This window comes from Streptomyces sp. NPDC054813 (assembly GCF_053611365.1).
This window is the reverse complement of the sequence record NZ_JBSHAF010000003.1, coordinates 435877-461560: the sequence shown is the minus strand read 5'-3', so window position 1 is coordinate 461560 and position 25684 is coordinate 435877. Positions and strand designations below refer to the sequence as shown.

The following is a 25684-nucleotide window of genomic DNA, read 5'->3' as shown; positions in this document are numbered from 1 at the left end:
GTCATGAAGGACGCCTTCGGAATGCCCCAGTCCCTGCTCGTGCTCGGCGGTACGTCCGAGATCGCGCTGGCCACCGCGCGCCGGCTGATCGCCCGCCGCACCCGCACGGTCTGGCTGGCCGGCCGGCCCTCCCCCGCCCTCGACCACGCCGCCGGACATCTGCGCACGCTGGGCGCCGACGTCCGCACCGTCCCCTTCGACGCGCTCGACCCCGAGTCCCACGAGGCCGCCCTCGGGAAGGTCTTCGCCGAAGGCGACATCGACATGGTGCTGCTCGCCTTCGGCGTCCTGGGCGACCAGGCGACCGACGAGCGGGAGCCGGTGCAGGCCGTGCGGGTGGCGCAGACCAACTACACGGGCGCCGTCTCGGCGGGCCTGGTCTGCGCGCGGGCCCTGCAGACGCAGGGCCACGGCTCACTGGTGGTGCTGTCCTCGGTGGCCGGGGAGCGGGCGAGGCGCTCCAACTTCATCTACGGCTCCAGCAAGGCGGGCCTGGACGCGTTCGCCCAGGGCCTGGGCGACGCGCTGCACGGGACGGGCGTGCACGTGATGGTCGTACGGCCGGGGTTCGTGCGGTCGAGGATGACGGCGGGGCTGGCGGAGACGCCCCTGGCCACCACCCCGGAGGCGGTGGCGACGGCGATCGAGACGGGGCTGCGCAGGCGCTCGGAGGTGGTGTGGGTGCCGGGGGCGCTGCGGGTGGTGATGTCGGCACTGCGGCACGCACCACGGTCGGTGTTCCGACGGCTGCCGATCTAGTTCCGGCCGGCTGTGACGCTCCTTCGGGGGTGCGGGGCCGGCCGATGCGCGGCTACCGACTGGCGATGGTCCCCCGCTCCGCGTGCCCCACCTGAGGCGGCACGACGGAGCCCCCGAACACGTACTCGTGCAGCTTCCGCCACACGCCGTCGGAACCCTGCTCGTACAGCGCGAACCCCATGCAGGGCCACTCGGCCTCGTACCCCGCCAGCTCGGCGAAGGCCCGGTCCATCGCCGCCTCGTCGATCCCGTGCGCGACGGTGACATGCGGGTGGTACGGGAACTGCAGCTCGCGGTCGAGCGGCCCGGACGCGGCGCGGACCCGCTGCTGGAGCCAGGCACAGTCGTCCGCCCCCTGGACCACCCGGACGTACACGACCGGCGAAAGGGGTCGGAAGGTGCCCGTGCCGCACAGCCGCATCGGGAACGGCCGGCCCACCGCGGCGACCTCGCCCAGGTGGGCCTGGACGGCGGCCAGCTCGCCCTCGGCGATCTCCGTGGGCGGCAGCAGCGTGACGTGCGTGGGGATGCCGTGGGCCGCGGCGTCGCCGAAGCCCGCGCGCCGCTCCTGGAGCAGGCTGCCATGAGGCTCCGGGACCGCGATCGAGACGCCGATCGTTACGGTCCCCACGTCATCTCCTGTCGGTCGTGATGGCCGGACGGGTGTCGGGTTCGTACCCGGCCGTCCGGCTATCGACTGTACGGCCACGGCCACCTTCCGGGCAGCCGTGGCCGAAGTGATGTGCAGCGCTCCCGTGCGCTCCCCGGAGCGCCCGAGCGCCCCCGGCGCCCCGCTCGGTACCGGCGGCGCTCCGCCCAGTGCTTGGCGGGTCAGTGCTTGGCGGGCAGGAAGCCGACCCGGTCGTAGGCCTGGGCCAGGGTCTCCGCGGCGACGGCGCGGGCCTTCTCCGCGCCCTTGGCGAGGATCGAGTCGAGCGTCTCCGAGTCGTCCAGGTACTGCTGGGTGCGCTCCCGGAACGGGGTCACGAAGTCGACCATGACGTCGGCGAGGTCCGTCTTGAGCGCGCCGTACATCTTGCCCTCGTACTCCTGCTCCAGCTCGGCGACCGACTTGCCGGTGAGGGTGGAGTAGATGGTGAGGAGGTTGCTGACGCCCGGCTTGTCCGCCACGTCGTAGCGGATGACCGTGTCGGTGTCGGTGACCGCGCTCTTGACCTTCTTGGCCGTCGTCTTCGGCTCGTCGAGGAGGTTGATGAGGCCCTTCGGCGTGGACGCCGACTTGCTCATCTTGATCGACGGGTCCTGGAGGTCGTAGATCTTCGCCGTCTCCTTGAGGATGTACGGCTTCGGGATCACGAAGGTCTCGCCGAAGCGGCCGTTGAAGCGCTCGGCGAGGTCGCGGGTGAGCTCGACGTGCTGGCGCTGGTCCTCGCCGACGGGCACCTCGTTGGCCTGGTAGAGCAGGATGTCGGCGACCTGGAGGATCGGGTACGTGAACAGGCCGACGCTGGCGCGGTCCGCGCCCTGCCTGGCCGCCTTGTCCTTGAACTGGGTCATCCGGCTGGCCTCGCCGAAGCCGGTGAGGCAGTTCATGACCCAGGCGAGCTGCGCGTGCTCGGGGACGTGGCTCTGCACGAAGAGGGTGCAGCGGTCCGGGTCCAGACCGGCGCCGAGCAGCTGGGCCGCGGCGAGGCGGGTGTTGGCGCGCAGGTCGGCGGGGTCCTGCGGGATCGTGATCGCGTGCAGGTCGACGACCATGTAGAAGGCGTCGTGGGATTCCTGGAGGGCCACCCACTGGCGGACGGCGCCGAGGTAGTTGCCGAGGTGGAACGAGCCGGCGGTGGGCTGGATGCCGGAGAGCACGCGGGGTCGATCAGAGGCCATGCCCCCATTCTCTCAGAGGGTGAGGGCGGGATTGGTCTCCGAGGCGGAGGGTTGTTCGGTGCGCGGGGGCTGCGGCGCCGTTGTGGCTGGTCGCGCAGTCCCCCGCGCCCCTCAGGGGGCGCTGCCCCTGACGGCGTCGATCAGCCCAGGTCGATCTCGGGGTACAGCGGGAAGCCCGCGACCAGGTCCGTCGCGCGCTGGGCGATCTCCGTCGACACCTTCTCGTCCAGGACGTGGGAGGCCTTGCTCGGGGCGCCCGACTTCGTCGTGCCCGGCTCGGTCGCCGTCAGGACGCGGTCGATCAGGGCCGCCACCTCGTCCATCTCGGCCGTGCCCAGGCCGCGCGTGGTCAGGGCCGGGGTGCCGATGCGGATGCCGGAGGTGTACCAGGCTCCGTTCGGGTCGGCCGGGATCGCGTTGCGGTTGGTGACGATGCCGGAGTCGAGGAGGGCCGTCTCGGCCTGGCGGCCGGTGAGGCCGTAGGACGACTCGACGTCGATCAGGTTGAGGTGGTTGTCCGTGCCGCCGGTGACCAGGGTGGCGCCGCGGCGCGTCAGGCCCTCGGCCAGTGCGCGGGAGTTGTCGACGATCCGCTGGGCGTAGTCCTGGAAGGCGGGCTGCCGGGCCTCGGCGAGGGCGACGGCCTTGGCGGCCATGACGTGCGGGAGCGGGCCGCCGAGGACCATCGGGCAGCCGCGGTCGACCTGGTCCTTCAGGGAGTCGTCGCACAGGACCATGCCGCCGCGCGGGCCGCGCAGCGACTTGTGGGTGGTGGTGGTCACGATCTGGGCGTGCGGGACCGGGTCGAAGTCACCGGTCAGGACCTTGCCTGCGACCAGGCCCGCGAAGTGCGCCATGTCGACCATCAGGGTCGCGCCGACCTCGTCGGCGATCTCCCGCATGATCCGGAAGTTCACCAGCCGGGGGTACGCGGAGTAGCCGGCCACGAGGATCAGCGGCTTGAACTCACGGGCCTGGGCGCGCAGCGCCTCGTAGTCGATCAGGCCGGTCGCCGGGTCGGTGCCGTAGGAGCGCTGGTCGAACATCTTGCCGGAGATGTTCGGGCGGAAGCCGTGGGTGAGGTGACCGCCGGCGTCCAGGGACATGCCGAGCATCCGCTGGTTGCCGAAGGCCTGCCGCAGCTCGGCCCAGTCGGCCTCGGAGAGGTCGTTGACCTGGCGGGCGCCCGCCTTCTCCAGGAAGGGGACCTCGACGCGGTCGGCGAGGACGGCCCAGAAGGCGACCAGGTTGGCGTCGATGCCGGAGTGCGGCTGGACGTAGGCGTGCTGGGCGCCGAACAGCTCGCGGGCGTGCTCGGCGGCGAGCGCCTCGACGGTGTCGACGTTGCGGCAGCCGGCGTAGAAGCGGCGGCCGACGGTGCCCTCGGCGTACTTGTCGCTGAACCAGTTGCCCATCGCGAGCAGGGTCGCCGGGGAGGCGTAGTTCTCGGAGGCGATCAGCTTGAGCATCTCGCGCTGGTCGTGGACCTCCTGGCCGATGGCGTCGGCGACCCGCGGCTCGACCGCGCGGATCACGTCGAGGGCAGCGCGGTACGCGGTGGACTCGGTGGAGAGGGGCGCGGACTTGTCTGACATTCGGGACCTCCGGACATGGCGTTCGGCGTTCACGGTTCGGCCCAGGCGCACGGCACTCGATCAGACGCGGGCCGCTCCCCGATGGTCGGTCCCATCCCAGCGCGCCAGTCACGGCCCGCTGGTCAGACTACCCGGCACGCCGGGCCCAGGGGCCGTGGCGTCCACCAGTCGGGCAGCGGCAGAGGGTAGTAAGGGGGACACCTCGCCGCGTTCTCTGGAGTCGCCGTGACCACTACGGAAGCCCTCATCGCCGCCGCCGACGCGCACAGCGCGCACACCTACCACCCGCTGCCGGTGGTGATCGCCACTGCCGAGGGGGCGTGGATGACGGACGTGGAGGGGCGCAGGTACCTGGACTTCCTGGCGGGCTACTCGGCGCTGAACTTCGGGCACGGCCACCCCCGGCTGGTGGCGGCGGCGAAGGCGCAACTGGAGCGGGTGACGCTGACGTCCCGCGCCTTCCACCACGACCGGTTCGCCGCCTTCTGCACGGAACTGGCGGAGCTGTGCGGGATGGAGATGGTGCTGCCGATGAACACGGGGGCGGAGGCGGTGGAGACCGCCGTGAAGACCGCCCGGAAGTGGGGGTACCGGGTCAAGGGGGTGCCGTCGGAGCGGGCGAAGGTGGTGGTCGCCGGCGGCAACTTCCACGGCCGTACGACGACGTTGATCAGCTTCTCGACCGATCCCGAGGCACGGGCCGACTTCGGGCCGTACACCCCGGGCTTCGAGATCGTGCCGTACGGCGACCTGACGGCCATGCGGGCCGCGCTGACCGAGAACACGGTCGCGGTGCTGCTGGAGCCGATCCAGGGCGAGTCCGGGGTGATCGTGCCGCCGGAGGGCTACCTGGCGGGGGTGCGGGAGCTGACGCGCGAGCGGGACGTGCTGTTCGTCGCGGACGAGATCCAGTCCGGGCTCGGGCGGACCGGGCGGACCTTCGCGTGCGAGCACGAGGGGGTCGTACCGGATGTGTACGTCCTCGGGAAGGCGCTGGGGGGCGGGGTGCTGCCGGTGTCGGCGGTGGTGGCGCAGGCCGAGGTGCTGGGAGTTTTCCGGCCCGGCGAGCACGGGTCCACCTTCGGCGGGAACCCGCTGGCCTGTGCGGTGGCGCTGGAGGTGATCGCGATGCTGCGCAGCGGTGAGTACCAGGAGCGGGCCGCCGAGTTGGGGGAGGTCCTGCATCGGCGGCTGGCGGAGATCGCGAGCAGTGGGCGGGTGACCGCCGTGCGGGGGCGGGGGCTGTGGGCGGGCGTGGACGTGGATCCGGGGGTGGGGTCGGGGCGGTCGGTGTCGGAGCGGTTGTTGGAGCGGGGGGTGCTGGTGAAGGACACCCACGGGTCGACCGTGCGGGTGGCTCCGCCATTGGTGGTGGCGGAGGAGGATCTGGAGTGGGGGGTCGAGCAGCTGTGGGAGGTTTTGAGCGCCTGAGGGGGCGCCACCGCGAGACGAGCGCGCGTGCCGGTGCGTCGTGGCTTGCCGCGCCCACGCGGCGGTAGCCGCAGATCCGATACAGCCCCGCGCCCCTACGGGGTGCTCCTGTGCGGGGCGTTCAAAGAATCACGTGCGGCAGGAAGCGCGCGTAGTCGTCCGTCACCAGGCCCGCCGACTCCCTTATGCCCAGGCCCGCCGGCTCCTCCCCCACCACCCACGCGCCCAGCACCACGTGGTTGCCGTCGAAGGCCGGCAGGGGCGCCAGCTCCTGGTAGCAGCAGGCCTCGTCGCGCGTGCCTGACGGCATCACCTCGTCGACGACGGCCGCCGCGCCCGGCGTGTGCACCCGCACGCCGGCTCCCTCCCGGCCGAGCAGCGGCTTGCTGACGTACCCCTTGCCGGCCGCCAGCTCCCTCGGGCCGTCGACGTAGGCCGGCAGCAGGTTCGGGTGCCCCGGGTACAGCTCCCAGAGGATCGCCAGCAGGGCCTTGTTGCTCAGGAGCATCTTCCAGGCCGGCTCTATCCACATCGTGGTGCCCGTGCCGCCGCCGTTGTCCAGGGTGTCGAGGACGTGGCCGGCGAAGGCGTCGGTCGTGAGCCATTCCCAGGGGTAGAGCTTGAAGCAGCTGCGGATGAACCGGAGCCGGTTGTCGACGAAGCGGCCGGAGAGGGTGTCCCAGCCGATCTCCTCCATGGAGATCCACTCGGTCTCCAGGCCCGCCTGCTCGGCGGTCTCCTTCAGGTACGCGACCGTCATCAGGTCCTCGCCGAGTTCGTCGGCGGAGGAGTGGGCGAAGTGGAGGGGCATGCCGGGCGGGAGCAGCCGGGCCTGCCGCTGCCAGGCGGCGACGAGGCGTTCGTGGAGGCTGTTCCACTGGTCGGCGCCCGGGAAGCGGTCCTCCATCCAGAACCACTGGGCCGAGGCGGCCTCCACCAGGGAGGTGGGGGTGTCGGCGTTGTACTCCAGGAGTTTCGCCGGGCCGGTGCCGTCGTGGCGGAGGTCGAAGCGGCCGTAGAGGGAGGGGAGTTCGGAGCGGCGGTGCCAGGATTCGGTGACGGCGGCGCGTATCCGGGGGTCGGTGATGCCCAGATCGGCGAAACGATCCTGCGCCACGATGTGGCCGGCCGCGGCCAGACACATGGCGTGCAGCTCCTCGACCACCTCCTCCAGCGCCTCCACTTCCTCCAGGGTGAAGACGTAGTACGCGCTCTCGTCCCAGTACGGGCGCAGGACGCCGTCGGGATGGCGGGTGAGGGGGTAGATCAGGCCCTGTTCCTCGACGGTCCGCTGCCAGCCGGGGCGGGGTGTGACGGTACGGCGCTCCATCGCGGGGTCAGCCGCCGGAGCTGCCGTGGCCGCTGCCGTGCCCGAACCCGCCGCGGTGGACGCTGTGGCCGCCGCTGGACGAGCCGCCGGAGCCCTTGCCCGGCTTGGTGAACGAGCCGCCGCTGACCCAGCCGCTCTTCTTCCTGCCGCCGTAGTAGTAGACGCCGTTGACGGCGGCCTTGGTGGAGCCGCAGTTCTTGTCGGAGACGACCTGGTAGCCCTTGGTGGCGGTGTAGCTGTCGCGGTCGACGCAGCGCTTGTCGGGGTCGGAGGAGCAGGCGGTGAGAGCGGCGGCCAGAAGGCCCATGCCGCCGAGGATCACCGTGCCCGAGCGGAGTTGTCGGCGTGCGTCAGCCATGTTCGTGTTCCCCCGTGTGGCGTGCGGTGGGCCGACGGCAGTCGAGTGGTCGTCGGCCGGGTGTCCGGCGACAGCTTAGACGAACGGACCCAGCCACCCCGGCTTGTCATGTCCTGGTAAGAAATTCATGTGAAGCCGCCGGGAGTCCTGCCGCCGCACCGGGCGCCACGGGTACCGTCCAGCTGTTCGTAGGTGAACGATCAACTTCGAACTCTACGCGCGCAGAACCACGGACCACCCCACAGAACCACATCCGTGTCCACGCGCGCAGAGACAACCGCCGCAGCACCCGCACCGCCATCCCTCTCGCACCCCCCACCGATGGAGGAATGACAGATGCCCGGCTTCGCCACCTCGCGCCGCACGCTCACCGCGGCCCTGACCGTGCTCGGCCTGCTCACCGCAGGAGCCGCGCTCCAGGCCGCCCCCGCCCATGCCGCCGCCACCTACCGCGTCCTGTTCGACGACGGCCACGCCGAGGAGGCCGGCAACGCGGACTGGATCATCTCCACCAGCAAGCCCGACCCGCTCTCCGAGGACTCCTCCCCGTCCGACGAGACGGACTGGACCGGCGCGCTGTCCTCGTGGGGCGTCGCCCTGCAGCAGACCGGCGACTACAGCCTGAAGACGGCCACCAGTGCGCTGACGTACGGCGGCTCGTCCTCGACCGACCTGTCGAAGTTCGACGCACTGGTGCTGCCCGAGCCCAACACCAAGTTCACCACCGCCGAGAAGACGGCGATCATGAACTTCGTGAAGGCCGGCGGCGGACTGTTCATGATCTCCGATCACACCGGCGCCGACCGCAACAACGACGGCTACGACGCGGTCGAGATCCTCAACGACCTGATGACGAACAACAGCGTCGACTCGACCGACCCGTTCGGCTTCTCGATCGACTCCCTCGACATCGGCTCGGGCTACCTGAAGGCCGTCAGCGACAGCGGCGACGCCGTCCTGCACGGCGGCTTCGGCACGGTCACCAAGAGCCTGATCGCCGACGGGACCACGGCGACCCTCAAGCCCGCCGACAACGCGAACGTCAAGGGGCTGGTGTACCGCAGCGGTTACTCCGGCAACACGGGCGCCTTCTTCCTGACGTCCGCCTACGGCAGCGGGCGGGTCGCCTTCTGGGGTGACAGCTCGCCCGTCGACGACGGCACCGGCCAGTCCGGCAACACGCTGTACGACGGCTGGAACGACAGCGGCGCCACCAACGCCGCGCTCGCCCTCAACGCCACCGCCTGGCTGGCCGGCGCCAGCTGACGCACCGGGTGCGGCGGCGGGTCCGGGTACCGCCCCGGGCCCGCCGCCCGCCTTCCCCCCGATCACTTCGCTCCTCACCCCCTCCCCTACAGTCCCTTTGTGCTCTTTGGAATGGTGTGCGCGCTCGCCGCGGCGCTCTGCTTCGGTACCGCGACGGTTCTGCAGGCGATGGCCGCCCGGGCGGCCGGTGACGGTACGGGCGGTGAGGCCGCGCTGCTGTTGCGGGCGGTCCGGCAGTGGCGGTACCTCGTCGGGCTGGGGCTGGACGGGCTGGGGTTCGTGTTCCAGATCCTGGCGCTGCGGTCGCTCCCCATCTACGCGGTGAGCGCGGCGCTGGCGTCCAGCCTCGCGGTGACCGCGGTGGTCGCCGCCCGGCTGCTGCGGGTGCGGCTGAGCGGGCTGGAGTGGGGCGCGGTGGGGGTGGTGTGCGCGGGACTCGCGATGCTGGGGCTGGCGTCGGGGCCGGAGGGCGACCGGGCCGGGTCCGACGCCCTGAAGTACGCGATGCTCGCGACCGCGGTGGGCGTGCTGCTGCTCGGGCTCGTCGGCGGTCGGCTGTCCGGGCGGTGGCGGGCGCTGCTGCTGGGCCTCGGAGCGGGGTTCGGTTTCGGGGTGGTGGAGGTGTCGGTGCGGCTCATCGACACCCTGTGGCCGGGCGGGCTGCTCACGAACCCGGCCGCCTACGCACTGCTCGTCGGCGGTGGCGGCGCCTTCCTGCTGCTGACCTCGGCGCTGCAGCGCGGCTCGGTGACCACGGCGACGGCCGGGATGGTGATCGGCGAGACGATCGGTCCGGCGGCCATCGGCGTGGTGTGGCTCGGGGACCGCACCCGCGAGGGGCTCGCCTGGCTCGGAGTGCTCGGCTTCACCGTGGCCGTCGCGGGGGCGCTGGCACTGGCCCGGTTCGGGGAGGCACCGGAGAGGGTCGAGGAGGACTGAGCCCCACCCTTGTCACGTCTATCGAGAAACGATAGATTCCCATCGCAAGTCGATGGAAGGATGGGTCGTGGGGAAGCTGACAGTGCGCGCGTTGCGCGCCGTGCTCGCGGTGGTGCTCACCGGCACCGTGCTCGTACAGGCGGGATTGGTGTGGACGCTGGCCAGTGGGAACGATCCTGAGGACGGGTCGCTCCCGCTGACCGCATTCCGCGTGATCACGATCCTGGGCATGGTGTCGGCCCAGGTGGCCCTGGTCTGCGTGTGGCGGCTGGTGACGATGGTGCGACGCGGAACCGTGTTCTCCGACGCGGCCTTCCGGTACGTCGACAGGGTGATCGGCGCGATCGTGGCGATCGCCCTGCTGTGGTTCACGGTCACCGCCCTCAACGCGCCCGGCCAGCGGGACGACCCGGGCGTCACGATCATCATGGGCGGAGTGGGCCTGGCCATCCTCGGGGTCGCGCTCATCGTGCTCGTCCTGCGGATGCTGCTCGCCCAGGCCGTCGCGCGCGACGTCGAAGCCGCGCAGATGCAGGCCGAGCTGGACGAGGTGATCTGATGCCGATCGCCGTCGACATCGACGTGATGCTGGCCAAGCGGAAGATGTCCGTGGGCGAGCTCGCGGACCGGGTGGGGATCACGCCCGCCAACCTGGCGGTACTCAAGAACGGCCGCGCCAAGGCGGTGCGCTTCGCGACGCTCGCCGCCCTCTGCGAGGTGCTCGAATGCCAGCCGGGCGACCTGCTGCGCTGGGAGGCCGGGGACGCCGCCGGCGGATGACGTCGGCGGCCCGCCGGGCCCAGCGCGCCACCGACCTGGAGGAGAGGTTCCGGGCCCCGGGCGGGGTGCCGGCCTCGACGGGCGGCACACCCGGGGACCTTCGGGAGGAACGCGGGAATTCGGTCCGGGAATTCATTCGACGCCGGTCACGGCCGGGTCCGACAGCACCGTGCACAGGACGTCCAGCGCCCCCGACCAGGCATGGTCGGCGGGGGTGCCGTAGCCGAGGACGAGGGCGTCCAGGGGCGCGGTGACCGCGTCGGGGTGGCGGTGGCGCGGGGTGAGGCCGTCGAGGGCGAGGCCTTGTGCGGCGGCGGCCCGGATCACCCGGTGCTGGGTGCCGGGCGGGAGCCGCAGCAGCATGTGCAGGCCGGCCGCGATGCCGGTGACCCGGATCTCCGGGGCGCGCTCGGCGAGGGCCGCGACCAGGGCGTCCCGGCGGCGCCGGTAGCGGGAGCGGGACGCGCGGACGTGCCGGTCGTAGGCGCCGGAGGTGATGAACTCGGCGAGCGTCAGCTGGTCCGGCGCCCCGCAGGTGTCCACGCCGCCCTTGACCGCGGTCACCTCCCGGGCCACACCCGGCGGCAGCACCATCCAGGCCAGCCGCAGTCCGGGCGCCAGGGACTTGCTGGCCGTGCCCAGGTAGACGACCTCGTCGGGGGCGAGGCCCTGGAGGGCGCCGACGGGACGGCGGTCGTAGCGGAACTCGCCGTCGTAGTCGTCCTCCAGGACCAGGCCGCCGGTGCGCCGCGCCCAGTCCACGACGGCCGCCCGCCGGTCGTGGTGCAGCGGCGCGCCCATCGGGAACTGGTGGGCGGGGGTCAGCAGCACGGCCGCCGGTCCCTGCGCCAACTCCCTCGTGTCCGTGCCGCGTGAGTCGAAGGGCATTGGGCGGGTACGGAGTCCGGCCGCCGTCAGCAGCTGCCAGTGCTCGTCGAGGCCGTACGACTCCACGGCGACCGCGTCCGCCCCGCGGGCCCGCAGCAGCCGGCCGAGCAGGCCGAGGCCGTGCGCGAACCCGGCGCAGATCACGATGCGTTCGGGATCGGCGCGCACCCCCCGGGCGCGGGCGAGGTAGGCGGCGAGCGCGGTGCGCAGTTCGACCCGGCCGCGCGGATCGCCGTAGCCGAAGGCTTCGTTGGGGGCGGCGGTGAGGGCGCGGCGGGCCGCCCTGAGCCATTCGGTGCGCGGGAAGGCGGAGACGTCGGGGTGGCCGGCGCGCAGGTCGTAGGCGGGGTGGTGGGCGGTCGTGCCGGTGGCGGGCACCGTTCCGTGCCGCCCGGACGGCGGCGCCGTCGGCTCCCTGGTCGCGACCCGGGTGCCGGAGCCCTGGCGGGCGGTGAGCCAGCCCTCGGCGACCAGGTCGGCGTAGGCGTCGGCGACGGTGTTGCGGGCGATGCCCAGGTCGGCGGCGAGGGACCGGGAGGAGGGCAGCCGGGTGCCGGGAACCAGCCGGCCGCCGCGGACGGCTTCGCGCAGGGCGTCGGTCAGGCCCCGGCGCAGCCCCGGACCGGCCGGTTCCAGATGGAGGTCGAAGCCCAGAGTGGCCCATGTTTTCCCCATGGAAATGGACCATACTCCTGGGCTGCCTGGCTCCTAGGGTCGAGATATGACCACAGAACACCCGACTGAGTACGCACCGGAACACACTCCCCGTCTGGCCTGGTCGGAGCTGGTGCCCGACGTCTTCCGGGCGATGGTCCGGCTGGACACCGCCGCCCGGAAGGGCCTCGACCCGAAGCTCCTGGAGCTGGTGAAGATCCGGGCCTCGCAGCTCAACCGCTGTGCGCTCTGCGTGGACATGCACAGCAAGGACGCGCTGGCGCAGGGCGAGAGCGTCGAGCGGATCATCCAGCTCAGCGCCTGGGAAGAGTCCGAGCACTTCTACACCGAGAAGGAACTGGCGGCGCTGGGGCTGACGGAGGCGGTGACCGTCCTGACGGACGGCTTCGTGCCGGACCACGTCTACGAGCGGGCCGCCAAGCACTTCGAGGAGGCGGAGCTGGCGCAGCTGATCGCCGCCATCACGGTGATCAACGCCTGGAACCGGTTCGGGGTGACCTGCCGACTGGTGCCGGGGCACTACACGCCGGGGCAGCACGCGTGAGCAAGGCCGGTGACGTCCGGGCCGGGGCTCCGGAAGTGGGCCCCGGCGGCGGTCCGGGAGATCGCCGCCGGGCTCCGTCGGCCGGGGCGGGCGGGATCACCTCACGTGGCTGACCGTCCTCGGACGGAAGCGCCGGTACAGCACCACTCCGGCCGTCAGCGAGGCCAGGCTCGCGGCCGCCGGCGCCCAGGGGTTGCCCGTTCCGGTGTGCGCGAGCGTGCCGGTCGTCCGCTGCCGGACGACGGTGGCGGGCGGCTTCGGCGTCGGGTGGGCCTTGGCCGGGTGTGACGGCTGGTGACGGACCGGGGGCGCGGGAGGTGTGGACGGGCCGGACTCGTCGGGATGGCCGTTGACGGACTCGTTGCCGAAGACGGGATTGCCGACACCCACCACGTTCACGCTGTTGCCGACGACGTTCAGGGGAACGTCGACCGGAAGCTGGATGTCGTTGCCGGAGAGGACGCCCGGCGAGTCGTGGGCGCTGCCGACGGCTGTCGCCCCTTCCTTCTTCTCCGCGGACTTGCCCCCCTCGTTGGCGCACCGGTTGCCCATCGCGGGGTTGAGGAGCCCGACGACGTCGACGGTGTTCCCGCACACGTTCACCGGGATGTTCACCGGCAACTGGATGTCGTTGCCGGACACCAGCCCGGGCGAGCCGGCCGCGGAACCGTCCGCGGCGGAGTCGGCCCACGCAGGCCCCGCGACCGCCATCGCACCAGACGCGACGGCGAAGGCGATCACACTGTTTCGGGTAGCCCGTTTCATGGGTTCCCTGCCCTTCCAGACACGTCGCGGGCACTCACCCGCGATCGGCGAAAACCAAGCAAAGCGAAATAAGTAGTACTTTTTTGGACCGGTATCCGGGCGTGCCGGGCTGGAGCGTGCGGGCCCGCCTGACTCTCGACGAGACGAGGCGTGCCACGGTCGTCCGGTCCGGCGCCCCGCCGACGTCTCCCTGCGCCATGGTTCGCCTCGGGCGGCGGATGCGCGCACGACGGCGGGGCACATGGCCGGGGGATCGACGCGGCCGGCGGCTGTTGCGCGTCGGCCTGTGGCACAGGCCGGGCAGACAGCGGCGAGGCGTCAGAGCGCCTGGTTGTTACAGCCCATGTCCGAACCGAGGTGGTTCTGCTGTGCGCCCGGGTTGCCCTCGCCGTTCAGCAGGTTGCCCGCCAGACCGGTGATCGCGCCGACACTGCCGATCACTTCGATGTTCATGTCGTGAGAACGGCACTCGGTGGCCTGGGTGATGTCGAGGTCGCGGCCCAGGTCGTCGTGAGCGGACGCGGTGTTGGCGCCGAAGGAGCCGACACTGCCGAGCATGGCGCCCACGAGGACTGCCTTGTGGAACTTGCGCATGGGTTCTCCATTGGTCTGGCGGAATTGGTCTGGCGGAGGGAATCAGGTCGTGCGGGACGTGCGGATGTTCGCCGGCGCGGCCGTCAGCCGAGCCGGGGAAGCCCCAGCTGGCCGACCGGAGGTGCCGCGACCTGTCCGAGGCCGACCGGGGAGAGCTGCGGCGCGCCCGGCGACCCGAGCTGCGGGCTGAGGAGCGGGTTCACCTGCGGGTTGAGCTGGGGGTTCACCTGCGGGGCGACGATCGCCGGCGCCTGCGAGGCGAAGTCCTGGGGTACCTGGGGTACGGCCAGCTGCGGGGCGACCTGCGGCATGACCTGGGGCATGACCTGCGGCACCACCTGGGCCGGCTGCGCGGGGGCGGCCTGGACCGGCTGCGGCGGGGCGGCCTGCTGCGGGTACTGCGGCGCGGCCTGCTGCTGGTACGGAGGAGGGGCCTGCTGCGGGTACTGCGGGGCGGCCTGCTGCGGGTACGGCGCCGTGGCGGCCTGCGCAACTCCCTGCGAGGAGGCCGTGCTGGAGGCGTAACCGGTCGGCTGTGGCGCGGGCGCGGCCTGCTGGACCGGCTGGGGTGCGGGAGCCGGGGCCGCCTGGGGAGCGGGAGCCGGAGCCGCCTGGGGCGCGAATTGCTCGGGAGCCGGAGCCGGAGCCGGGGCGGGACTGCCTTGTCCGATGGGAGCGGCATGACTGACACCGCCGCCGAGTGCGGACAGACCGCTGGCCGCCACTGCAAAGAGCGCGGCCTTGTGAAGCTTGCGCATGAAACCCTCGGCCCTTCGATACCTGATGGGAAGTCCATTGCATTCAGCGCGGTCACACGTACAGTCGGTGTGATACTCGTACTGCACGGCCGGCAGCAGCAATTCCGATAAGCACGCGGACTTCGCATTCGAAGCCGGCAGCGATTGCCTCACCCTCTTCAGGTCCACGGTCGCTGCCCTCTCCTCGTCGGAACGAGGATCGCCCGGCTGCGGTCACGGCATCCAAAAGCCCGTCACCCATTTGCCGACCAACGGGGCCGACTTCACCACTCGCACACCCTGCGGCAAATGGGTGACCACGACCAGGCGACCGTTTCTGGGTCTGCGCACGTCTCGTTCCCCACGGGGCAAGAACGATGGTTCACCGCAGCCGCACAGGGTGGCAGGAACAGCGACAACTGCGCTGCCTCATCAGCATTTCATCAGATTCCGTGCACAGGTCAATGAAGGGCCGAGAATTCCATGCGCAAGCTTCGTAGGGTCGCGCTCGTCGTCGCAGCAGCCGGAGGTCTCACCGCCGTCGGCGCCGGCCCAAGCTCCGCGGTCACTCCCGCCACCTACAACGGGGCTGTGCCGCCGCCCGTTTCACAGCCGGACGCCCAGGCCGCCTCGCTCTCCTCCGCGCAGGCGACCGCGCAGTCCTACGGCTCGCCGGCCCCGCAGCAGGCGCCCCCGCAGCGTGCCACCGAGGTCGCCCCGCAGATCAACCCGCAGCTGAACCCGCAGATCAACCCGCAGCTTTCCTCGCCGGCCCCGCAGCCGGCGCAGGGCCAGGCCGCCCCGGTGAGCCAGACCAACATGTTCCGTCCGTCCCAGGAGTGCAGCCCGCAGAGCCTGCTCGACGCGAACGTCCCGGTCGCCCTGCTCGCCGCTTCCCAGACCCGCGGCATCGACTGCTCCCAGGCCAACAGCCAGTCGAACTCGCTCGCCAACGCGCGCCAGGGATGACGGCCAAACATCGGCGCGCGGCTGGAAGTTGTCGAAAATCGCCACCGACGGGTCCATGTCGACGCGATACGGCTTTCGGGTGCTTTCGCCTTGCGATCGCGAAATCGGCGCGTCGTTGCCATCTTTGGCGTATTTCGCACTAATCTCCCGTAACTGTAATAAGCCGATCTCCCGCAGATCGCACCCACTCACTCCCCGGAGATGACATGCGCAAGCTTCGCAACGTTGCCGTCCTGATCGCCGCAATCGGCAGCATCGGACTCGTCGGCGGCACGGCCCACGCCGACCAGGGCGGTAAGGGCGGCGAGCACGGTGACAAGTTCAAGATCACGCAGAGCTCCAACTGCAAGTCGCACGACCTGAACCTGGACGTCCTCGGCGAGGTCGGCGTGCTCGACGGCGTCCTGGGCAGCGCGCTGAACGGCGAGGGCAACCCCGGCGCCCAGGCCACCGACATCGGCTCCACCATGGGCTGCAACAACAGCGCCTTCTGAAAATCTGATCGGCGCGAAGACGTCGGTCGACAAATGGTCCCGGCGCCGGGCTCCAACTCTGCGCCGGGACCATTTGTATGCGTCGGCAGACCTCCGAGGTAGCGAAAATTACGCGAGTTCGGCGCGCCGCTGGATTATCTCGGTTATTTCGTATCAACCTTCAGGTCAACGATGTCGATCTTTCACGGATCGCCTCTACCCCACCTCACCGGAGATGAAATGCACAAGGTACGCATGGCTGCTGTCCTCTTCGCCGCATTCGGGAGCATCGGGCTCCTGGGTGCCGGCGCCGCCCACGCCGGCCAGGGAGGCGGCAAGGGGGGCGACAGCTTCGACATCCGGCAGAGCAGCACCTGTACGTCGCACGACGGCAACGTCGACATCCTCGGCGAGGTCGGCATCGGCAACGGCCTGGGCGGCAACCTGCTGAACGGCGAAGGCAACGCCGGTGCGCAGCAGAGCCACCTCGGTTCGGACATGGGCTGCAACAACAGCTTCGGCAAGTAGGCCGAACCGACAGATCCCGGTGCCCCGGCAACGGCCGGGGCACCGGGATCTGTCAATGCCGCTCAGAACTCGATGTGCGGCTTCTTGAAGCCCTTGGGCAGCTCCGCCGTGTTGGAACAGTCCACCTCCGGTCCGGCGCTCGTGGATCCGCTGCCCAGCACTCCGTCCTCCGGATACACCACGCTCGGCCGGTCGGTCGTCTCGCAGTTCTGCGTCTGCCTGATGATGTGCGTGCCGTCCTTGTCGGAGTGGATCTCGTTCTTGCGAACGCAGACGGTGTCGCCCTGCGCGTTGGTCTTGCAGTCGCTCGAGTGTCCGTCTGCATACGCGTGTCCGGCGCCGACGCAGATCGCTGCGAGACTCCCGACGAGCCCCGTGACGGTGGCAATCTTCTGCCGAGTGAACATGTGCTGCTTTCCTTTGCAAAAGAGGCCCGGTCGCGTGCCGTTACCGGCGTGCGTCCGGGCCCGAGAAGGTCGAAACAGGGCATCCTGCGCCTGGACGCGGTGCCGACCGCTACCGACGACAGGATGGCGGCAGCCCGGACGCGTGCCCCGAGGGAGCGGTGCGTCCGGGCTGCCTTCGCCACGGGGTGTCACTCAGCAAGCCGCTGAACGGACCCCGGAGTTCGTGCGATGTTCCGCGGGCTTCCGGAGGGAGGCCGATGCGCTCGTGAGGGCGCCGAGAGGACGAGTCCTCGGTACGCCGTTACTCGCCCTCGCCGCCCTGCTGCTGGCCGTAACCCTGCTCGGGCTGCTCAGACTGGTCGGGGCCGGCCTTCTGCTCCTCCGGCTGGCCCTCCGGCTGACCCTCCGGCTGGCCCTGCGGCTGCGCCTCCGGCTGGTCCTGAGGCTGCGCCGCCGGGCCGTAGTAACCGCTGCCGACGGCGACGGCGTTGGCCGACGAGTTGGCCACGGCGGTGACGCCCTGGCCCGCGTCCTCGCCACCGGCGGCGAAGCTGGCCCCGGCACCGACGAAGGACAGGCCGGCAATCGCCGCCGCTACGACCGCGGCGCGCTGAAACTTACGCATGATGTGACCCTTTCTTATCCGGGCAGGACAGCCCGGCTTGACTACACAATGTGAGCATATACACACATTAGGTAGTCATTCAGGATCTACACTCGCTCATGTCGCGTCGTTCTCGCCTCGCGTCATCGCCCGCCAATGACCCGCATGCCGGTCCTCGCGGGTGCCGGTCGATCCCCACGTCGTGGGGGAACAGGTCACCTCGGGCCCGAGCCGCGCCCTCCCGTTGCCCAGGGCGGCGGGCACCGTCAGGGGCTGCACCGTCTGGCAGGTGTCCTGGTGGGGCGGGAGTTCGCCTTCGGGGACCTCGCCCTGGAACCGCTGGGTGCAGGTGAGGTTGCCCAGGAGATCACGAGTGCAGTCCCCCGGGTCCGCCGCGGCATACGCCTGGGTGATGCCGGCGCCGGTCGCGACGAGGCCGCCGACGAGCACCGAGAGAGCCGCGATCTTCTTCCGGTTCACCATGTCAAGGTCACCCTGTGAAAGCGGTGTTGTACTGACCGCAGGTGGTGTCCGTGGTGCCCGCGAGGCCGAGCACACCGATCGGGACGTCGTTCTCGGCGACCGTCTGCGGACTGCACTCCTGGTAGGGGCGGTACAGGTCGGACACCTGGAGCCCGTTGGCGCCGTTGTCGGCGACAGCGGTGCCGGCGCCGAGGGCAGACAGGCCGCCGGCCGCCGCCACCGCCGCGAACACGACCTTCTGAAGCTTGCGCATGGAAACCTCGATTCTTTTTCTGTACATCGAGACCGATTGCCTAGCGTGACCGCGCAAACACTAGCAGTAGCCGCATGCGACTTGCCGCACGGGAGATCCGTGTTCCCCATGGGGCATATAGCCCGACGAAATCACCAGGCGGACACCAATTGACGGGACAGGGCCACGAGTTGCCGTTGGCCGCATAACGCCGCCGATACCAATACGGTCGTATCAGAGGGAAGTTGGGTCAGAGGAGTTCCGGCTGCGCGGCCCGCATGTGATCGCCCGCCGGCACGGAGGCAATCAAGTCCCGCAACCTCTCGGCATATCGCCGCACGTTCTTGTAGGCGGCCTCGGTGTCCGGGTAACGGCAGGCGAACCACAGTCCCTCGTGCAGTCGGCTCACCCAGGCACACACCTGGTCGCCGTACGACACCCGGATCAGCCCGTACGTCTTCTGCTCGCTCCAGCCGGCCGAACCGGGGGTGAGGCGGGCATCCACGTACGAGACGATCGAGTACATGTCGGGCGAGGTCGGACGGAAGTCCGCACCGAGCAGACGCAGTACGCGGGCCAGTGGAATGCGCGCCAGCGACCGGTTGGCCCGCAGCTCGGCGCGGACCGTGGCGAGCGCGCCGTCGAAGTCCCGTGCCGCCGGTACCTCGATCGGTGCGCCGCCGACGTACCAGCCCACGGAGTCCGACCACTCGGACTTCAGCCGGGTGTGGAACGGCACGACCGTACGGTAGACGGGCTGCCCGCCGAGTTCGTGGACGATCAGACTGGTCGCGGCCAGGATGCCCACCAGGCTGCCGCCGTAGGGCCGGCAGTGCGCCTCGAACGCGGCCGCGGTGTCCGCGTCGACGAGCGGCTCGCACATCAGCTTCTGGGCGGGCAGCGCGCCACCGGGTTGCAGACCGAGGTCGACGGGGAACTCCGGAAGCCTCCCGTCGCACCGGGCGATGAACTCCCGCCAACGCGCGACGATCGCGTGTGTGTCGTCGATTCCGTCCGCGTTCGCCCGCTCGTGCCGGCAGAAGTCGACGTAACTTCCCACCGGCGTACCGGAGACGGGCCGCCCCGTGACGCCCGACGTGTACAGCCCGTGGATCTCGTTCGAGGTGAGCTGGAGGGAGTAGGCGTCGACATTGGTGTGGTCGAAGGCCATGTACACACTGGTGGAGTCGTCACGGACGACCGCCGCGTAGATGAGGTTCGGCCAGTCGAGCGCGTCCGCCGCGACGTCGAACCGGTCCTGCAGGTACCGGGTCAGCACCTCGGCGTCGGCGAAGTCGCCGACCACCTCGCGGTGCAGCGTCACGTCGTTCGCGTCGAGCGTGAACCGGTGCATGTCGTCACCGACCCACCGGAAGCCGCTGCGCAGCGTCTCGTGACGCAACGTCCAGCCGTGCAGGGCCTCTTCCAGCGCGTCGAGGTCGGCTCGGCCCGGCAGGTCGAACGCCGTGCCGAGCCAGGTCGGTACGAACAACCCGTCCTCGCGCACCGCCCGCGCCGTTCTGATGTGCGACTCCTGGATGTACGCCGGCGGCCGCGGATCCGGCGGCAGCGCTGTCGCGGCCGCGACGGTCGCCGGGCTGAACGTCCACTCGACTAGCCGTCCGGGCCGGACCTCGCAGCGCTGAATGTCAGAAATTCGCACGATGGCGTCTCCTTCACAGAAGACACCAGCTTGATCAAGTCAAAGCCGTGCGCGAGCGATGGCCGCTGTGTCGCCCACTTTTCAGCGAGACGTGTGACACCTCGAACGAGTTGACGGAAGCGGCTCAGGACAGCCACTTCTTCCAGACCGAAGGGTGGTTGTCCACCCACTTCTTGGCGGCCTCCTGAGGACTCAGCTTCTGGTCGGCGATCATCAGCGAGACCTCGTTCTGGTCCTCGGTCGTCCACTTGAACTTCTTCAGGAAGGCCGCCGCCCTGCCGCCGCTCTTCGCGAAGTCCGCGTTGAGGTACTTCTGCAGCGGGGTGTGCGGGTAGGCGCAGGCGACCTTGGCCGCGTCGGCGTCACAACCCTCCTGGTACGCCGGGAGCTTCACCTCGGTCATCGGCACCTTCTTGAACAGCCACTGGGGCGAGTACCAGTAGGTCAGGAAGGGCTTCTTCTCCTTGGCGAACTGCTTCATCTGGGTGATCTGGGCGGCCTCGGAACCGGCGAAGACGACCTGGTAGTCCAGCTTCAGGTTGTTCACCAGCGCCTTGTCGTTGGTGACGTACGACGGTGAGCCGTCCAGGAGTTGGCCCTTGCCGCCGCTCTCCGCGGTGCGGAAGAGGGAGGCGTACTTGTTGAGGTTCTTCCAGTTCGTGATGTCGGGATGCTGCTTGACCAGGTAGGTCGGCACGAACCACCCGATGTGCCCGGTGACCCCGAGGTCCCCGGCACGGCCGATGGTCTTCTTGTCCTCGACGTACCGCTTCTCCTGGTCCGGGTGGCCCCAGTCCTCCAGGATCGCGTCGACGCGTCCCTGGCTGAGCGCGTCCCAGGCGGGCACCTCGTCCACCTGCACGGTGTCGACGCGGTAGCCGAGTTCGTGTTCGAGGAGGTACTGGGCGACGGCCACGTTGGACTGCGCGCCGACCCAGGACTGCACGGACAGGGTCACGGTCTTCGATCCCTGCGCGTTGGCGAAGGGCGAGGCCTGCTTGGTCATGTCGGCGGCACCGCAGCCGGTCGCGAGGACCAGCACGGAGGCGGCGGCCACGAGGGTCGTACGACGCATGGTCAGGCTCCCTTCTCCGTACGGCGTTCCGTGGGCTGGGTGACGCGGTCGAGCATCAGGCCCAGGCAGACGATGGCGGCACCGGCCACCAGTCCGGTCGCCAGGTCGCCCTGGGCGAGCCCGAAGGCGACGTCGTAGCCGAGGGCGCCGCCGCCGACCAGGCCGCCGATGATGACGACGGCGAGGACCAGCACCACTCCCTGGTTCAGGGCGAGCAGCAACGCGGGGCGGGCGAGCGGCAGTTGGACCTGCCACAGCTGCTGACGGCCGGTCGCGCCGAGCGACCGGGCGGACTCCAGGGCGGCGGGGTCGACCTGCCGCAGCCCCTGGGTGGTGATCCGTACGACGGCGGGCAGCGCGTAGACGACGGCGGCCGCCACGGCCGGGGCGCGGCCGACGCCGAACAGGGCGACGACCGGGATCAGGTACACGAACTGCGGCATGGTCTGGAACACGTCCAGGACCGGGCGCAGGGCGCGTTCGACGCGGTCGCTGCGGGCGGCGGCGATACCGGTCGCGAAGCCCAGGACGAGGGTGACGGCGACGGCTGCGAGGACCTGGGACAGCGTGTCCAGCGACGGCTCCCACACGCCCAGCACACCGATCGCGGCCATCGCGAGGACGGCGGTGAGCGCGGTGCGCCAGGTGCCGATCAGCCAGGCCAGGGCGGCGACGATGAGCAGCACCGACCACCAGGGCAGCCACTGCAGGCCCGACCGGACGGGATCCAGGATCCAGGTGGTGAAGTGGGCCGCCCAGTCGGCGGTGCCGCCCACGACCGGGACGCCCGAGTACAGGTGGGCGGTCATCCAGTCGACGGCGCGGTTGACCGGTTCGGCGAAGTTCAGGGTCCAGGCCGCGGGCCAGTCCAGGCCGCCGAGGAGACGGGCGGCGACGGCGACGGCCACGGTGGCGACGAGGGCGTAGAGGAGGCCGGCCGGGGAGGGGCGGGTGTCGCCCCGGTCGCCCGCCGCGGCGGTGATGCGGTCCAGGACGACCGCGAGCAGCACGATCGGGATGCCGGCCGCGAGGGCCGCGCCGACGTCGACCGAGGCGAGGGCCTGATAGACGCGGTCGCCGAGGCCGCCGGCGCCGATGACGGAGGCGATGACCGCCATCGACAGCGCCATCATGATCGTCTGGTTGAGGCCGAGGAGGAGTTCCTTGCGGGCGAGCGGGACACGGGCGGTCAGCAGCCGCTGCCTGCGGGTGGCACCCAGGGAGTCCACGGCCTCCAGGACCTCCGGGTCGGCGCCGCGCAGGCCGAGGGCGGTGAGCCTGGCCATGGGCGGGGCGGCGTAGACGACGGTGGCGAGGACGGCCGCGGGGACGCCGATGCCGAAGACCAGGACGACCGGGAGGAGGTAGGCGAAGGCGGGGAGCACCTGCATGGTGTCCAGGACCGGGCGCAGGGCGCGGTGCAGCCGGTCGGAGAGACCGGCGCCGAGGCCGAGGACCAGGCCGACGGCGACGGACGCGAGGACCGCCACGACCATCAGGGCGAGGGTCTGCATCGTCGGCACCCACATGCCGAGGGCACCGCAGGCGAGGAACGCGGCGGCCGTACCGACGGCGAGCCGGAGGCCGGCGACGCGGTGCGCGACGGCGGCGGCGAGCACGGTGACGCCGGGCCAGCCCGCGGCGAGAAGGGCGAGGTAGACGACACGGACGGTGAGGACGACGGCGTTGCTGATGTAGCCGAGGAAGTAGAGGAAGAGGGGGTGGGTGTCGCGGTTGTCGATGACCCAGTTGCTGGCGGAGGTGAGCGGTGAGGAGAGGTCGACGGTGAGGGTGTGGGGCCAGGCGGCGCTGGTCCAGTGGGAGTTGGCGAGGGGGACGAGGACCGCGGCGACCACGGCCAGGGCGAGGAGCTTGCGCACGGCCTGGCTGGCGGGCAGGGCTATTCGACGGGGGCTCGGGACAGTGATCGTCGCCATCAGACACCCTCCGGGCTGGTGCGGGGAGCGGGGGGTTTCATTTGCCCGCGCTCGGGAGGCACCCCATCGGCCGGGGGACTCTGCGACGGACCATCCGCATCCCCACCCAGGGGCGCGGGGCTCTGTCGTGTGCGGCTCTGCCGCGTGGGCGCGACCGGCCCCCGCTGGGTCGCGGACGGCGTACTGGCCGCAGCCCCCTTCGCCACGACGCCGAGCAACGTGTCCGCGTCGACGACGCCGACGCACCGGTCCCCGTCCACGACCCGCGCCGGGGCGCCGGCCCCCGCCACCACGTCGATCGCCTCGGCGACCGTCGCGGCCGGGCCGACCGCGGGTCCCGCCGAGGCCTCCCCGTCCTTCGCCGGCCTCATCGCGGAGCGCACCGTCAGCACCTGCTCGCGCGGCACGTCCCGCACGAACTCCCGGACGTAGTCGTCGGCCGGGGAACCCACGATCTCCTCAGGCGTCCCGAGCTGCACCACGCGCCCGTCCCGCATCAGCGCGATGCGGTCGCCGAGCTTGAGCGCCTCGCTGAGGTCGTGCGTGATGAAGACCATCGTGCGGCCCTCCTCCTGGTGCAGGCGGACCACCTCCTCCTGCATGTCCCGCCTGATCAGCGGGTCGAGCGCGCTGAACGGCTCGTCGAAGAGGAGCACCTCGGGGTCGACGGCGAGCGCCCGCGCCAGCCCGACCCGCTGGCGCTGGCCGCCGGACAGCTGGCCGGGACGGCGCTGCTCCATGCCCTCCAGGCCGACCTTGGCGACGACCTCGGCGGCCCGCCTGCGCCGCTCGGACCTGCCGACGCCCTGGATCTCCAGGCCGTAGGCGACGTTGTCGAGGACGGACCGGTGCGGCAGCAGTCCGAAGTGCTGGAAGACCATCGCCGCACGGTGCCGGCGCAACTCCCGCAGCCGGCTCTTGTCCATCGCCCGGACGTCCTCGCCGTCGATGGCGATCGTGCCGGAGGTGGGCTCGATGAGCCGGGTCAGGCAACGGACCAGCGTCGACTTCCCGGAGCCGGACAGGCCCATCACCACGAAGACCTCGCCCTTGCGCACGTCGAAGGAGACGTCACGGACGGCGGCCGTACAGCCGGTGCGGGCGCGCAGGTCGCCGGGCGCGAGCCCGGTCAGCTCGGGGTCCGCGGGAACGCGGTCGGCCTTCGGGCCGAAGACCTTCCACAGTCCGTCGACGGAGAAGACAGGGGTCGAGCCCGGGGGTGTGGCAGGGGTCGTCACAGGGGTCGTACTGGTCATCACGCACCGCCCTTCAGCAGGTCCACGGCCCTCTCGCCGACCATCAGCACTCCGATCATCGGGTTCACGGCCGGCATGGTCGGGAAGACGGACGCGTCGGCGACACGGATGCCGTCCAGGCCGCGGATCCTCAACTCCGGGTCCACCACGGCCTGTCGGTCGTCCGTCGAGCCCATCCGGCAGGTGCCCGCCGGGTGGTACACGGTGTGCGCGACCTTGCGGGCGTACTCGCTGAGCTCGGCGTCGCCGAGGATCTCCGGCCCCGGGCACACCTCGCGCTTCAGCCAGCCGGCCAGCGGCTCGGTCTTCGCGATCTCGCGGGCGATGCGGATGCCGTCGACGAGGGTGCGGCCGTCGTAGTCGTCCTCGTCGGTGAAGTAGCGGAAGTCCAGCGCGGGCTTCACGGACGGGTCGGCGCTGGTGAGGTACAGCCGGCCGCGGCTGCGCGGCTTCGGGATGTTCGGGGTCATCGAGACGCCGAACTCCGGCCGCCGGTAGCCCAGTCGCTCCGGGTTGTCCGTGAACGGGATCTGGTAGAAGTGGAACATCAGGTCCGGGCCCGCGTGTTCGGGGTCGCGGCGCACGAACAGGCCCGCGTCGGAGTCCATCGCGGAGTTCTCCGGGATCGGGCCGTTCGTCTCCCAGACGATCACCGACTCGGGGTGGTCGAGGAGGTTCTCGCCGACGCCCGGGAGGTCGAGCACGACCGGGATGCCGAGCGCTTCGAGGTCCTGGGCCGGGCCGATGCCCGAGTGCAGGAGCAGCCGCGGGGAGTCGACGGCGCCCGCGCTCAGCACGACCTCGTTGCGGGCCCGTATCAGCAGGTCCTCGCCGTCCTTGGTGCGGACGTGGACGCCCTCGGCACGGGTGCCGTCCAGCTCCAGCCGGTACGCCCAGGTCTCCAGCAGGATCGTCAGGTTGGGCCGCTCGTCCATCACCGGGTGGAGGTAGGCCACCGAGGCGCTGGACCGCTTGTTGTCCTCGGGGTGGTAGGCGAGGTCGAAGAAGCCGACGCCCTCGGTGAACGGCTTGCGGTTGAAGCCCTCCACGCGCGGGACGCCCAGCGCCTCCTGTGCCGCGTCGACGAAGTCGCGGGCGATGGCGTTCCGGTCCTTCTCGTCGACCGGGACGATGTTGTTGAGGAGGCGGGCGTAGTACGCCTCCATCGGGACCGCGCCCCAGCCCTTGGCACCGGCATCCTCCCACTCGTCCCAGTCGGAGGGCAGCGGCTTGAAGGCGATGAGCGTGTTGTGCGACGAGCAGCCGCCGAGGACGCGGGCCCGGCTGTGCCGGATGTGGGAGTTGCCGCGCGGCTGCTCGGTGGTCGGGTAGTCGTAGTCCAGCTCGCCGCCGAGCAGGCCCATCCAGCGGCGCAGGGTGAGGACGTCGTCGCGGCCGACGTCGCTGGGACCGCCCTCGATCACGGCGACCGTGACATCGGGGTTCTCGGTGAGACGGGAGGCTATGACGGAACCCGCGGTTCCGCCGCCGATCACGACGTAGTCGTAGGTGTGGGACTGGGACATGGGGGTACTCCAAAAACTTCCGAAG

General features: G+C 70.9%; 27 protein-coding genes, 1 pseudogene and 1 riboswitch. Of the genes and pseudogenes, 10 read left to right on the top strand and 18 right to left on the bottom strand.

Annotated features, from left to right (window positions below; all coding sequences use genetic code 11):
• Positions 1–3 precede the first annotated feature (3 nt).
• Positions 4–759 (top strand): decaprenylphospho-beta-D-erythro-pentofuranosid-2-ulose 2-reductase, encoded by a 756-nt coding sequence (locus ACWGJB_RS08265; RefSeq protein ID WP_453379395.1) that lies wholly within the window; start codon positions 4–6, stop codon positions 757–759.
• Between the two features lie 52 nt (positions 760–811).
• Here the strand turns inward: ACWGJB_RS08265 and ACWGJB_RS08260 are convergent, their stop codons facing one another.
• The 3 genes from ACWGJB_RS08260 to ACWGJB_RS08250 form a co-directional block, all read right to left on the bottom strand.
• The gene (locus ACWGJB_RS08260) at positions 812–1390 is read right to left on the bottom strand and encodes a 2'-5' RNA ligase family protein (protein ID WP_453379394.1); all 579 of its coding nucleotides are present in this window, start codon (positions 1388–1390) and stop codon (positions 812–814) included.
• A gap of 200 nt (positions 1391–1590) precedes the next feature.
• Positions 1591–2604: a tryptophan--tRNA ligase gene (trpS, locus tag ACWGJB_RS08255; RefSeq protein WP_453379393.1), complete on the bottom strand. Its 1014-nt coding sequence runs from the start codon at positions 2602–2604 to the stop codon at positions 1591–1593.
• A gap of 140 nt (positions 2605–2744) precedes the next feature.
• Entirely contained in the window at positions 2745–4199 is a 1455-nt protein-coding gene (locus tag ACWGJB_RS08250) for a glycine hydroxymethyltransferase (RefSeq protein WP_453379392.1), read from the bottom strand.
• Positions 4200–4231: 32 nt separating this feature from the next.
• Positions 4232–4321: riboswitch (ZMP/ZTP riboswitch) on the bottom strand.
• A gap of 103 nt (positions 4322–4424) precedes the next feature.
• On the opposite strand from ACWGJB_RS08250, the gene rocD reads away from it, so the two are divergent.
• A complete protein-coding gene (rocD, locus tag ACWGJB_RS08245; RefSeq protein ID WP_453379391.1) occupies positions 4425–5630 on the top strand; it encodes an ornithine--oxo-acid transaminase in 1206 nt (401 codons plus the stop codon).
• Between the two features lie 121 nt (positions 5631–5751).
• Here rocD and ACWGJB_RS08240 read toward each other — a convergent pair whose 3' ends face one another.
• Together ACWGJB_RS08240 and ACWGJB_RS08235 are read right to left on the bottom strand one after the other, a co-directional pair.
• Complete coding sequence (locus tag ACWGJB_RS08240) at positions 5752–6960, bottom strand: glutathionylspermidine synthase family protein (protein WP_453379390.1); 1209 nt, start codon at positions 6958–6960, stop codon at positions 5752–5754.
• A 7-nt stretch (positions 6961–6967) separates the two neighbouring features.
• Positions 6968–7318 carry a hypothetical protein gene (locus tag ACWGJB_RS08235; protein WP_453379389.1) on the bottom strand — a complete coding sequence of 117 codons (351 nt, stop codon included), beginning with the start codon at positions 7316–7318 and terminating at the stop codon, positions 6968–6970.
• A 336-nt stretch (positions 7319–7654) separates the two neighbouring features.
• Between ACWGJB_RS08235 and ACWGJB_RS08230 the strand changes: the two are divergent.
• From ACWGJB_RS08230 to ACWGJB_RS08215, 4 genes and pseudogenes are all read left to right on the top strand, one after another.
• A pseudogene (locus tag ACWGJB_RS08230) lies at positions 7655–8581 on the top strand (hydrolase); the annotation flags it as partial.
• A 114-nt stretch (positions 8582–8695) separates the two neighbouring features.
• On the top strand, positions 8696–9523 hold the full coding sequence (locus ACWGJB_RS08225; RefSeq protein WP_453379470.1) for a DMT family transporter: 828 nt from the start codon (positions 8696–8698) through the stop codon (positions 9521–9523).
• A gap of 67 nt (positions 9524–9590) precedes the next feature.
• Positions 9591–10082 carry a DUF2975 domain-containing protein gene (locus ACWGJB_RS08220; RefSeq protein ID WP_453379388.1) on the top strand — a complete coding sequence of 164 codons (492 nt, stop codon included), beginning with the start codon at positions 9591–9593 and terminating at the stop codon, positions 10080–10082.
• Positions 10082–10303 carry a helix-turn-helix domain-containing protein gene (locus tag ACWGJB_RS08215; RefSeq protein ID WP_453379387.1) on the top strand — a complete coding sequence of 74 codons (222 nt, stop codon included), beginning with the start codon at positions 10082–10084 and terminating at the stop codon, positions 10301–10303. The genes ACWGJB_RS08220 and ACWGJB_RS08215 overlap by 1 nt, the downstream gene beginning before the upstream one ends.
• Before the next feature lie 132 nt (positions 10304–10435).
• Here ACWGJB_RS08215 and pdxR read toward each other — a convergent pair whose 3' ends face one another.
• The gene (gene pdxR / locus ACWGJB_RS08210; protein ID WP_453379386.1) at positions 10436–11866 is read right to left on the bottom strand and encodes a MocR-like pyridoxine biosynthesis transcription factor PdxR; all 1431 of its coding nucleotides are present in this window, start codon (positions 11864–11866) and stop codon (positions 10436–10438) included.
• A 46-nt stretch (positions 11867–11912) separates the two neighbouring features.
• On the opposite strand from pdxR, the gene ACWGJB_RS08205 reads away from it, so the two are divergent.
• Positions 11913–12410: a carboxymuconolactone decarboxylase family protein gene (locus ACWGJB_RS08205; protein ID WP_453379385.1), complete on the top strand. Its 498-nt coding sequence runs from the start codon at positions 11913–11915 to the stop codon at positions 12408–12410.
• A gap of 96 nt (positions 12411–12506) precedes the next feature.
• Here the strand turns inward: ACWGJB_RS08205 and ACWGJB_RS08200 are convergent, their stop codons facing one another.
• From ACWGJB_RS08200 to ACWGJB_RS08190, 3 genes are all read right to left on the bottom strand, one after another.
• Entirely contained in the window at positions 12507–13151 is a 645-nt protein-coding gene (locus tag ACWGJB_RS08200) for a chaplin (RefSeq protein WP_453379384.1), read from the bottom strand.
• Between the two features lie 342 nt (positions 13152–13493).
• Positions 13494–13769 (bottom strand): hypothetical protein, encoded by a 276-nt coding sequence (locus ACWGJB_RS08195; RefSeq protein WP_453379383.1) that lies wholly within the window; start codon positions 13767–13769, stop codon positions 13494–13496.
• A gap of 83 nt (positions 13770–13852) precedes the next feature.
• Positions 13853–14527 carry a hypothetical protein gene (locus ACWGJB_RS08190; protein WP_453379382.1) on the bottom strand — a complete coding sequence of 225 codons (675 nt, stop codon included), beginning with the start codon at positions 14525–14527 and terminating at the stop codon, positions 13853–13855.
• Positions 14528–14989: 462 nt separating this feature from the next.
• Between ACWGJB_RS08190 and ACWGJB_RS08185 the strand changes: the two genes are divergently transcribed.
• The 3 genes from ACWGJB_RS08185 to ACWGJB_RS08175 all read left to right on the top strand — a co-directional run bounded on the left by ACWGJB_RS08185 (position 14990) and on the right by ACWGJB_RS08175 (position 16476).
• Positions 14990–15475: a hypothetical protein gene (locus tag ACWGJB_RS08185; protein WP_453379381.1), complete on the top strand. Its 486-nt coding sequence runs from the start codon at positions 14990–14992 to the stop codon at positions 15473–15475.
• A 206-nt stretch (positions 15476–15681) separates the two neighbouring features.
• A complete protein-coding gene (locus tag ACWGJB_RS08180; RefSeq protein WP_453379380.1) occupies positions 15682–15969 on the top strand; it encodes a hypothetical protein in 288 nt (95 codons plus the stop codon).
• Between the two features lie 219 nt (positions 15970–16188).
• Positions 16189–16476: a hypothetical protein gene (locus ACWGJB_RS08175; RefSeq protein WP_453379379.1), complete on the top strand. Its 288-nt coding sequence runs from the start codon at positions 16189–16191 to the stop codon at positions 16474–16476.
• Between the two features lie 62 nt (positions 16477–16538).
• Here ACWGJB_RS08175 and ACWGJB_RS08170 read toward each other — a convergent pair whose 3' ends face one another.
• The 9 genes from ACWGJB_RS08170 to ACWGJB_RS08130 all read right to left on the bottom strand — a co-directional run bounded on the left by ACWGJB_RS08170 (position 16539) and on the right by ACWGJB_RS08130 (position 25659).
• Positions 16539–16883 carry a hypothetical protein gene (locus ACWGJB_RS08170; RefSeq protein ID WP_453379378.1) on the bottom strand — a complete coding sequence of 115 codons (345 nt, stop codon included), beginning with the start codon at positions 16881–16883 and terminating at the stop codon, positions 16539–16541.
• A 301-nt stretch (positions 16884–17184) separates the two neighbouring features.
• Positions 17185–17508 carry a hypothetical protein gene (locus tag ACWGJB_RS08165; protein ID WP_453379377.1) on the bottom strand — a complete coding sequence of 108 codons (324 nt, stop codon included), beginning with the start codon at positions 17506–17508 and terminating at the stop codon, positions 17185–17187.
• A 96-nt stretch (positions 17509–17604) separates the two neighbouring features.
• Positions 17605–17970, bottom strand: coding sequence for a hypothetical protein (locus tag ACWGJB_RS08160; RefSeq protein WP_453379376.1), 366 nt, complete (start codon positions 17968–17970; stop codon positions 17605–17607).
• Positions 17971–17977: 7 nt separating this feature from the next.
• Positions 17978–18223, bottom strand: coding sequence for a hypothetical protein (locus ACWGJB_RS08155; protein WP_360487752.1), 246 nt, complete (start codon positions 18221–18223; stop codon positions 17978–17980).
• Between the two features lie 229 nt (positions 18224–18452).
• Entirely contained in the window at positions 18453–19865 is a 1413-nt protein-coding gene (locus ACWGJB_RS08150; protein WP_453379375.1) for a condensation domain-containing protein, read from the bottom strand.
• A gap of 124 nt (positions 19866–19989) precedes the next feature.
• A complete protein-coding gene (locus ACWGJB_RS08145; RefSeq protein ID WP_453379374.1) occupies positions 19990–20940 on the bottom strand; it encodes an ABC transporter substrate-binding protein in 951 nt (316 codons plus the stop codon).
• A gap of 2 nt (positions 20941–20942) precedes the next feature.
• The gene (locus ACWGJB_RS08140) at positions 20943–22877 is read right to left on the bottom strand and encodes an ABC transporter permease (RefSeq protein ID WP_453379373.1); all 1935 of its coding nucleotides are present in this window, start codon (positions 22875–22877) and stop codon (positions 20943–20945) included.
• Positions 22877–24133: a betaine/proline/choline family ABC transporter ATP-binding protein gene (locus ACWGJB_RS08135; RefSeq protein WP_453379372.1), complete on the bottom strand. Its 1257-nt coding sequence runs from the start codon at positions 24131–24133 to the stop codon at positions 22877–22879. Before ACWGJB_RS08135 ends, ACWGJB_RS08140 begins: the two co-directional genes overlap by 1 nt.
• Complete coding sequence (locus tag ACWGJB_RS08130) at positions 24133–25659, bottom strand: GMC family oxidoreductase (RefSeq protein WP_453379371.1); 1527 nt, start codon at positions 25657–25659, stop codon at positions 24133–24135. Before ACWGJB_RS08130 ends, ACWGJB_RS08135 begins: the two co-directional genes overlap by 1 nt.
• Positions 25660–25684: the final 25 nt, after the last annotated feature.

Bases quoted from the DNA above. Each gene is read 5' to 3' on its own strand.
- ACWGJB_RS08190 (WP_453379382.1), bottom strand. From the start codon at position 14,527: ATGCGCAAGCTTCACAAGGCCGCGCTCTTTGCAGTGGCGGCCAGCGGT.
- ACWGJB_RS08135 (WP_453379372.1), bottom strand. From the start codon at position 24,133: ATGACCAGTACGACCCCTGTGACGACCCCTGCCACACCCCCGGGCTCG.
- ACWGJB_RS08160 (WP_453379376.1), bottom strand. From the start codon at position 17,970: ATGGTGAACCGGAAGAAGATCGCGGCTCTCTCGGTGCTCGTCGGCGGC.
- ACWGJB_RS08195 (WP_453379383.1), bottom strand. From the start codon at position 13,769: ATGCGCAAGTTCCACAAGGCAGTCCTCGTGGGCGCCATGCTCGGCAGT.
- trpS (WP_453379393.1), bottom strand. From the start codon at position 2,604: ATGGCCTCTGATCGACCCCGCGTGCTCTCCGGCATCCAGCCCACCGCC.
- ACWGJB_RS08215 (WP_453379387.1), top strand. From the start codon at position 10,082: ATGCCGATCGCCGTCGACATCGACGTGATGCTGGCCAAGCGGAAGATG.
- ACWGJB_RS08205 (WP_453379385.1), top strand. From the start codon at position 11,913: ATGACCACAGAACACCCGACTGAGTACGCACCGGAACACACTCCCCGT.
- ACWGJB_RS08130 (WP_453379371.1), bottom strand. From the start codon at position 25,659: ATGTCCCAGTCCCACACCTACGACTACGTCGTGATCGGCGGCGGAACC.
- ACWGJB_RS08185 (WP_453379381.1), top strand. From the start codon at position 14,990: ATGCGCAAGCTTCGTAGGGTCGCGCTCGTCGTCGCAGCAGCCGGAGGT.
- ACWGJB_RS08225 (WP_453379470.1), top strand. From the start codon at position 8,696: ATGGTGTGCGCGCTCGCCGCGGCGCTCTGCTTCGGTACCGCGACGGTT.
- ACWGJB_RS08165 (WP_453379377.1), bottom strand. From the start codon at position 17,508: ATGCGTAAGTTTCAGCGCGCCGCGGTCGTAGCGGCGGCGATTGCCGGC.
- ACWGJB_RS08180 (WP_453379380.1), top strand. From the start codon at position 15,682: ATGCGCAAGCTTCGCAACGTTGCCGTCCTGATCGCCGCAATCGGCAGC.
- ACWGJB_RS08250 (WP_453379392.1), bottom strand. From the start codon at position 4,199: ATGTCAGACAAGTCCGCGCCCCTCTCCACCGAGTCCACCGCGTACCGC.
- ACWGJB_RS08240 (WP_453379390.1), bottom strand. From the start codon at position 6,960: ATGGAGCGCCGTACCGTCACACCCCGCCCCGGCTGGCAGCGGACCGTC.
- pdxR (WP_453379386.1), bottom strand. From the start codon at position 11,866: ATGGGGAAAACATGGGCCACTCTGGGCTTCGACCTCCATCTGGAACCG.
- ACWGJB_RS08140 (WP_453379373.1), bottom strand. From the start codon at position 22,877: ATGGCGACGATCACTGTCCCGAGCCCCCGTCGAATAGCCCTGCCCGCC.
- ACWGJB_RS08170 (WP_453379378.1), bottom strand. From the start codon at position 16,883: ATGTTCACTCGGCAGAAGATTGCCACCGTCACGGGGCTCGTCGGGAGT.
- ACWGJB_RS08175 (WP_453379379.1), top strand. From the start codon at position 16,189: ATGCACAAGGTACGCATGGCTGCTGTCCTCTTCGCCGCATTCGGGAGC.
- ACWGJB_RS08145 (WP_453379374.1), bottom strand. From the start codon at position 20,940: ATGCGTCGTACGACCCTCGTGGCCGCCGCCTCCGTGCTGGTCCTCGCG.
- ACWGJB_RS08265 (WP_453379395.1), top strand. From the start codon at position 4: ATGAAGGACGCCTTCGGAATGCCCCAGTCCCTGCTCGTGCTCGGCGGT.
- ACWGJB_RS08155 (WP_360487752.1), bottom strand. From the start codon at position 18,223: ATGCGCAAGCTTCAGAAGGTCGTGTTCGCGGCGGTGGCGGCGGCCGGC.
- ACWGJB_RS08235 (WP_453379389.1), bottom strand. From the start codon at position 7,318: ATGGCTGACGCACGCCGACAACTCCGCTCGGGCACGGTGATCCTCGGC.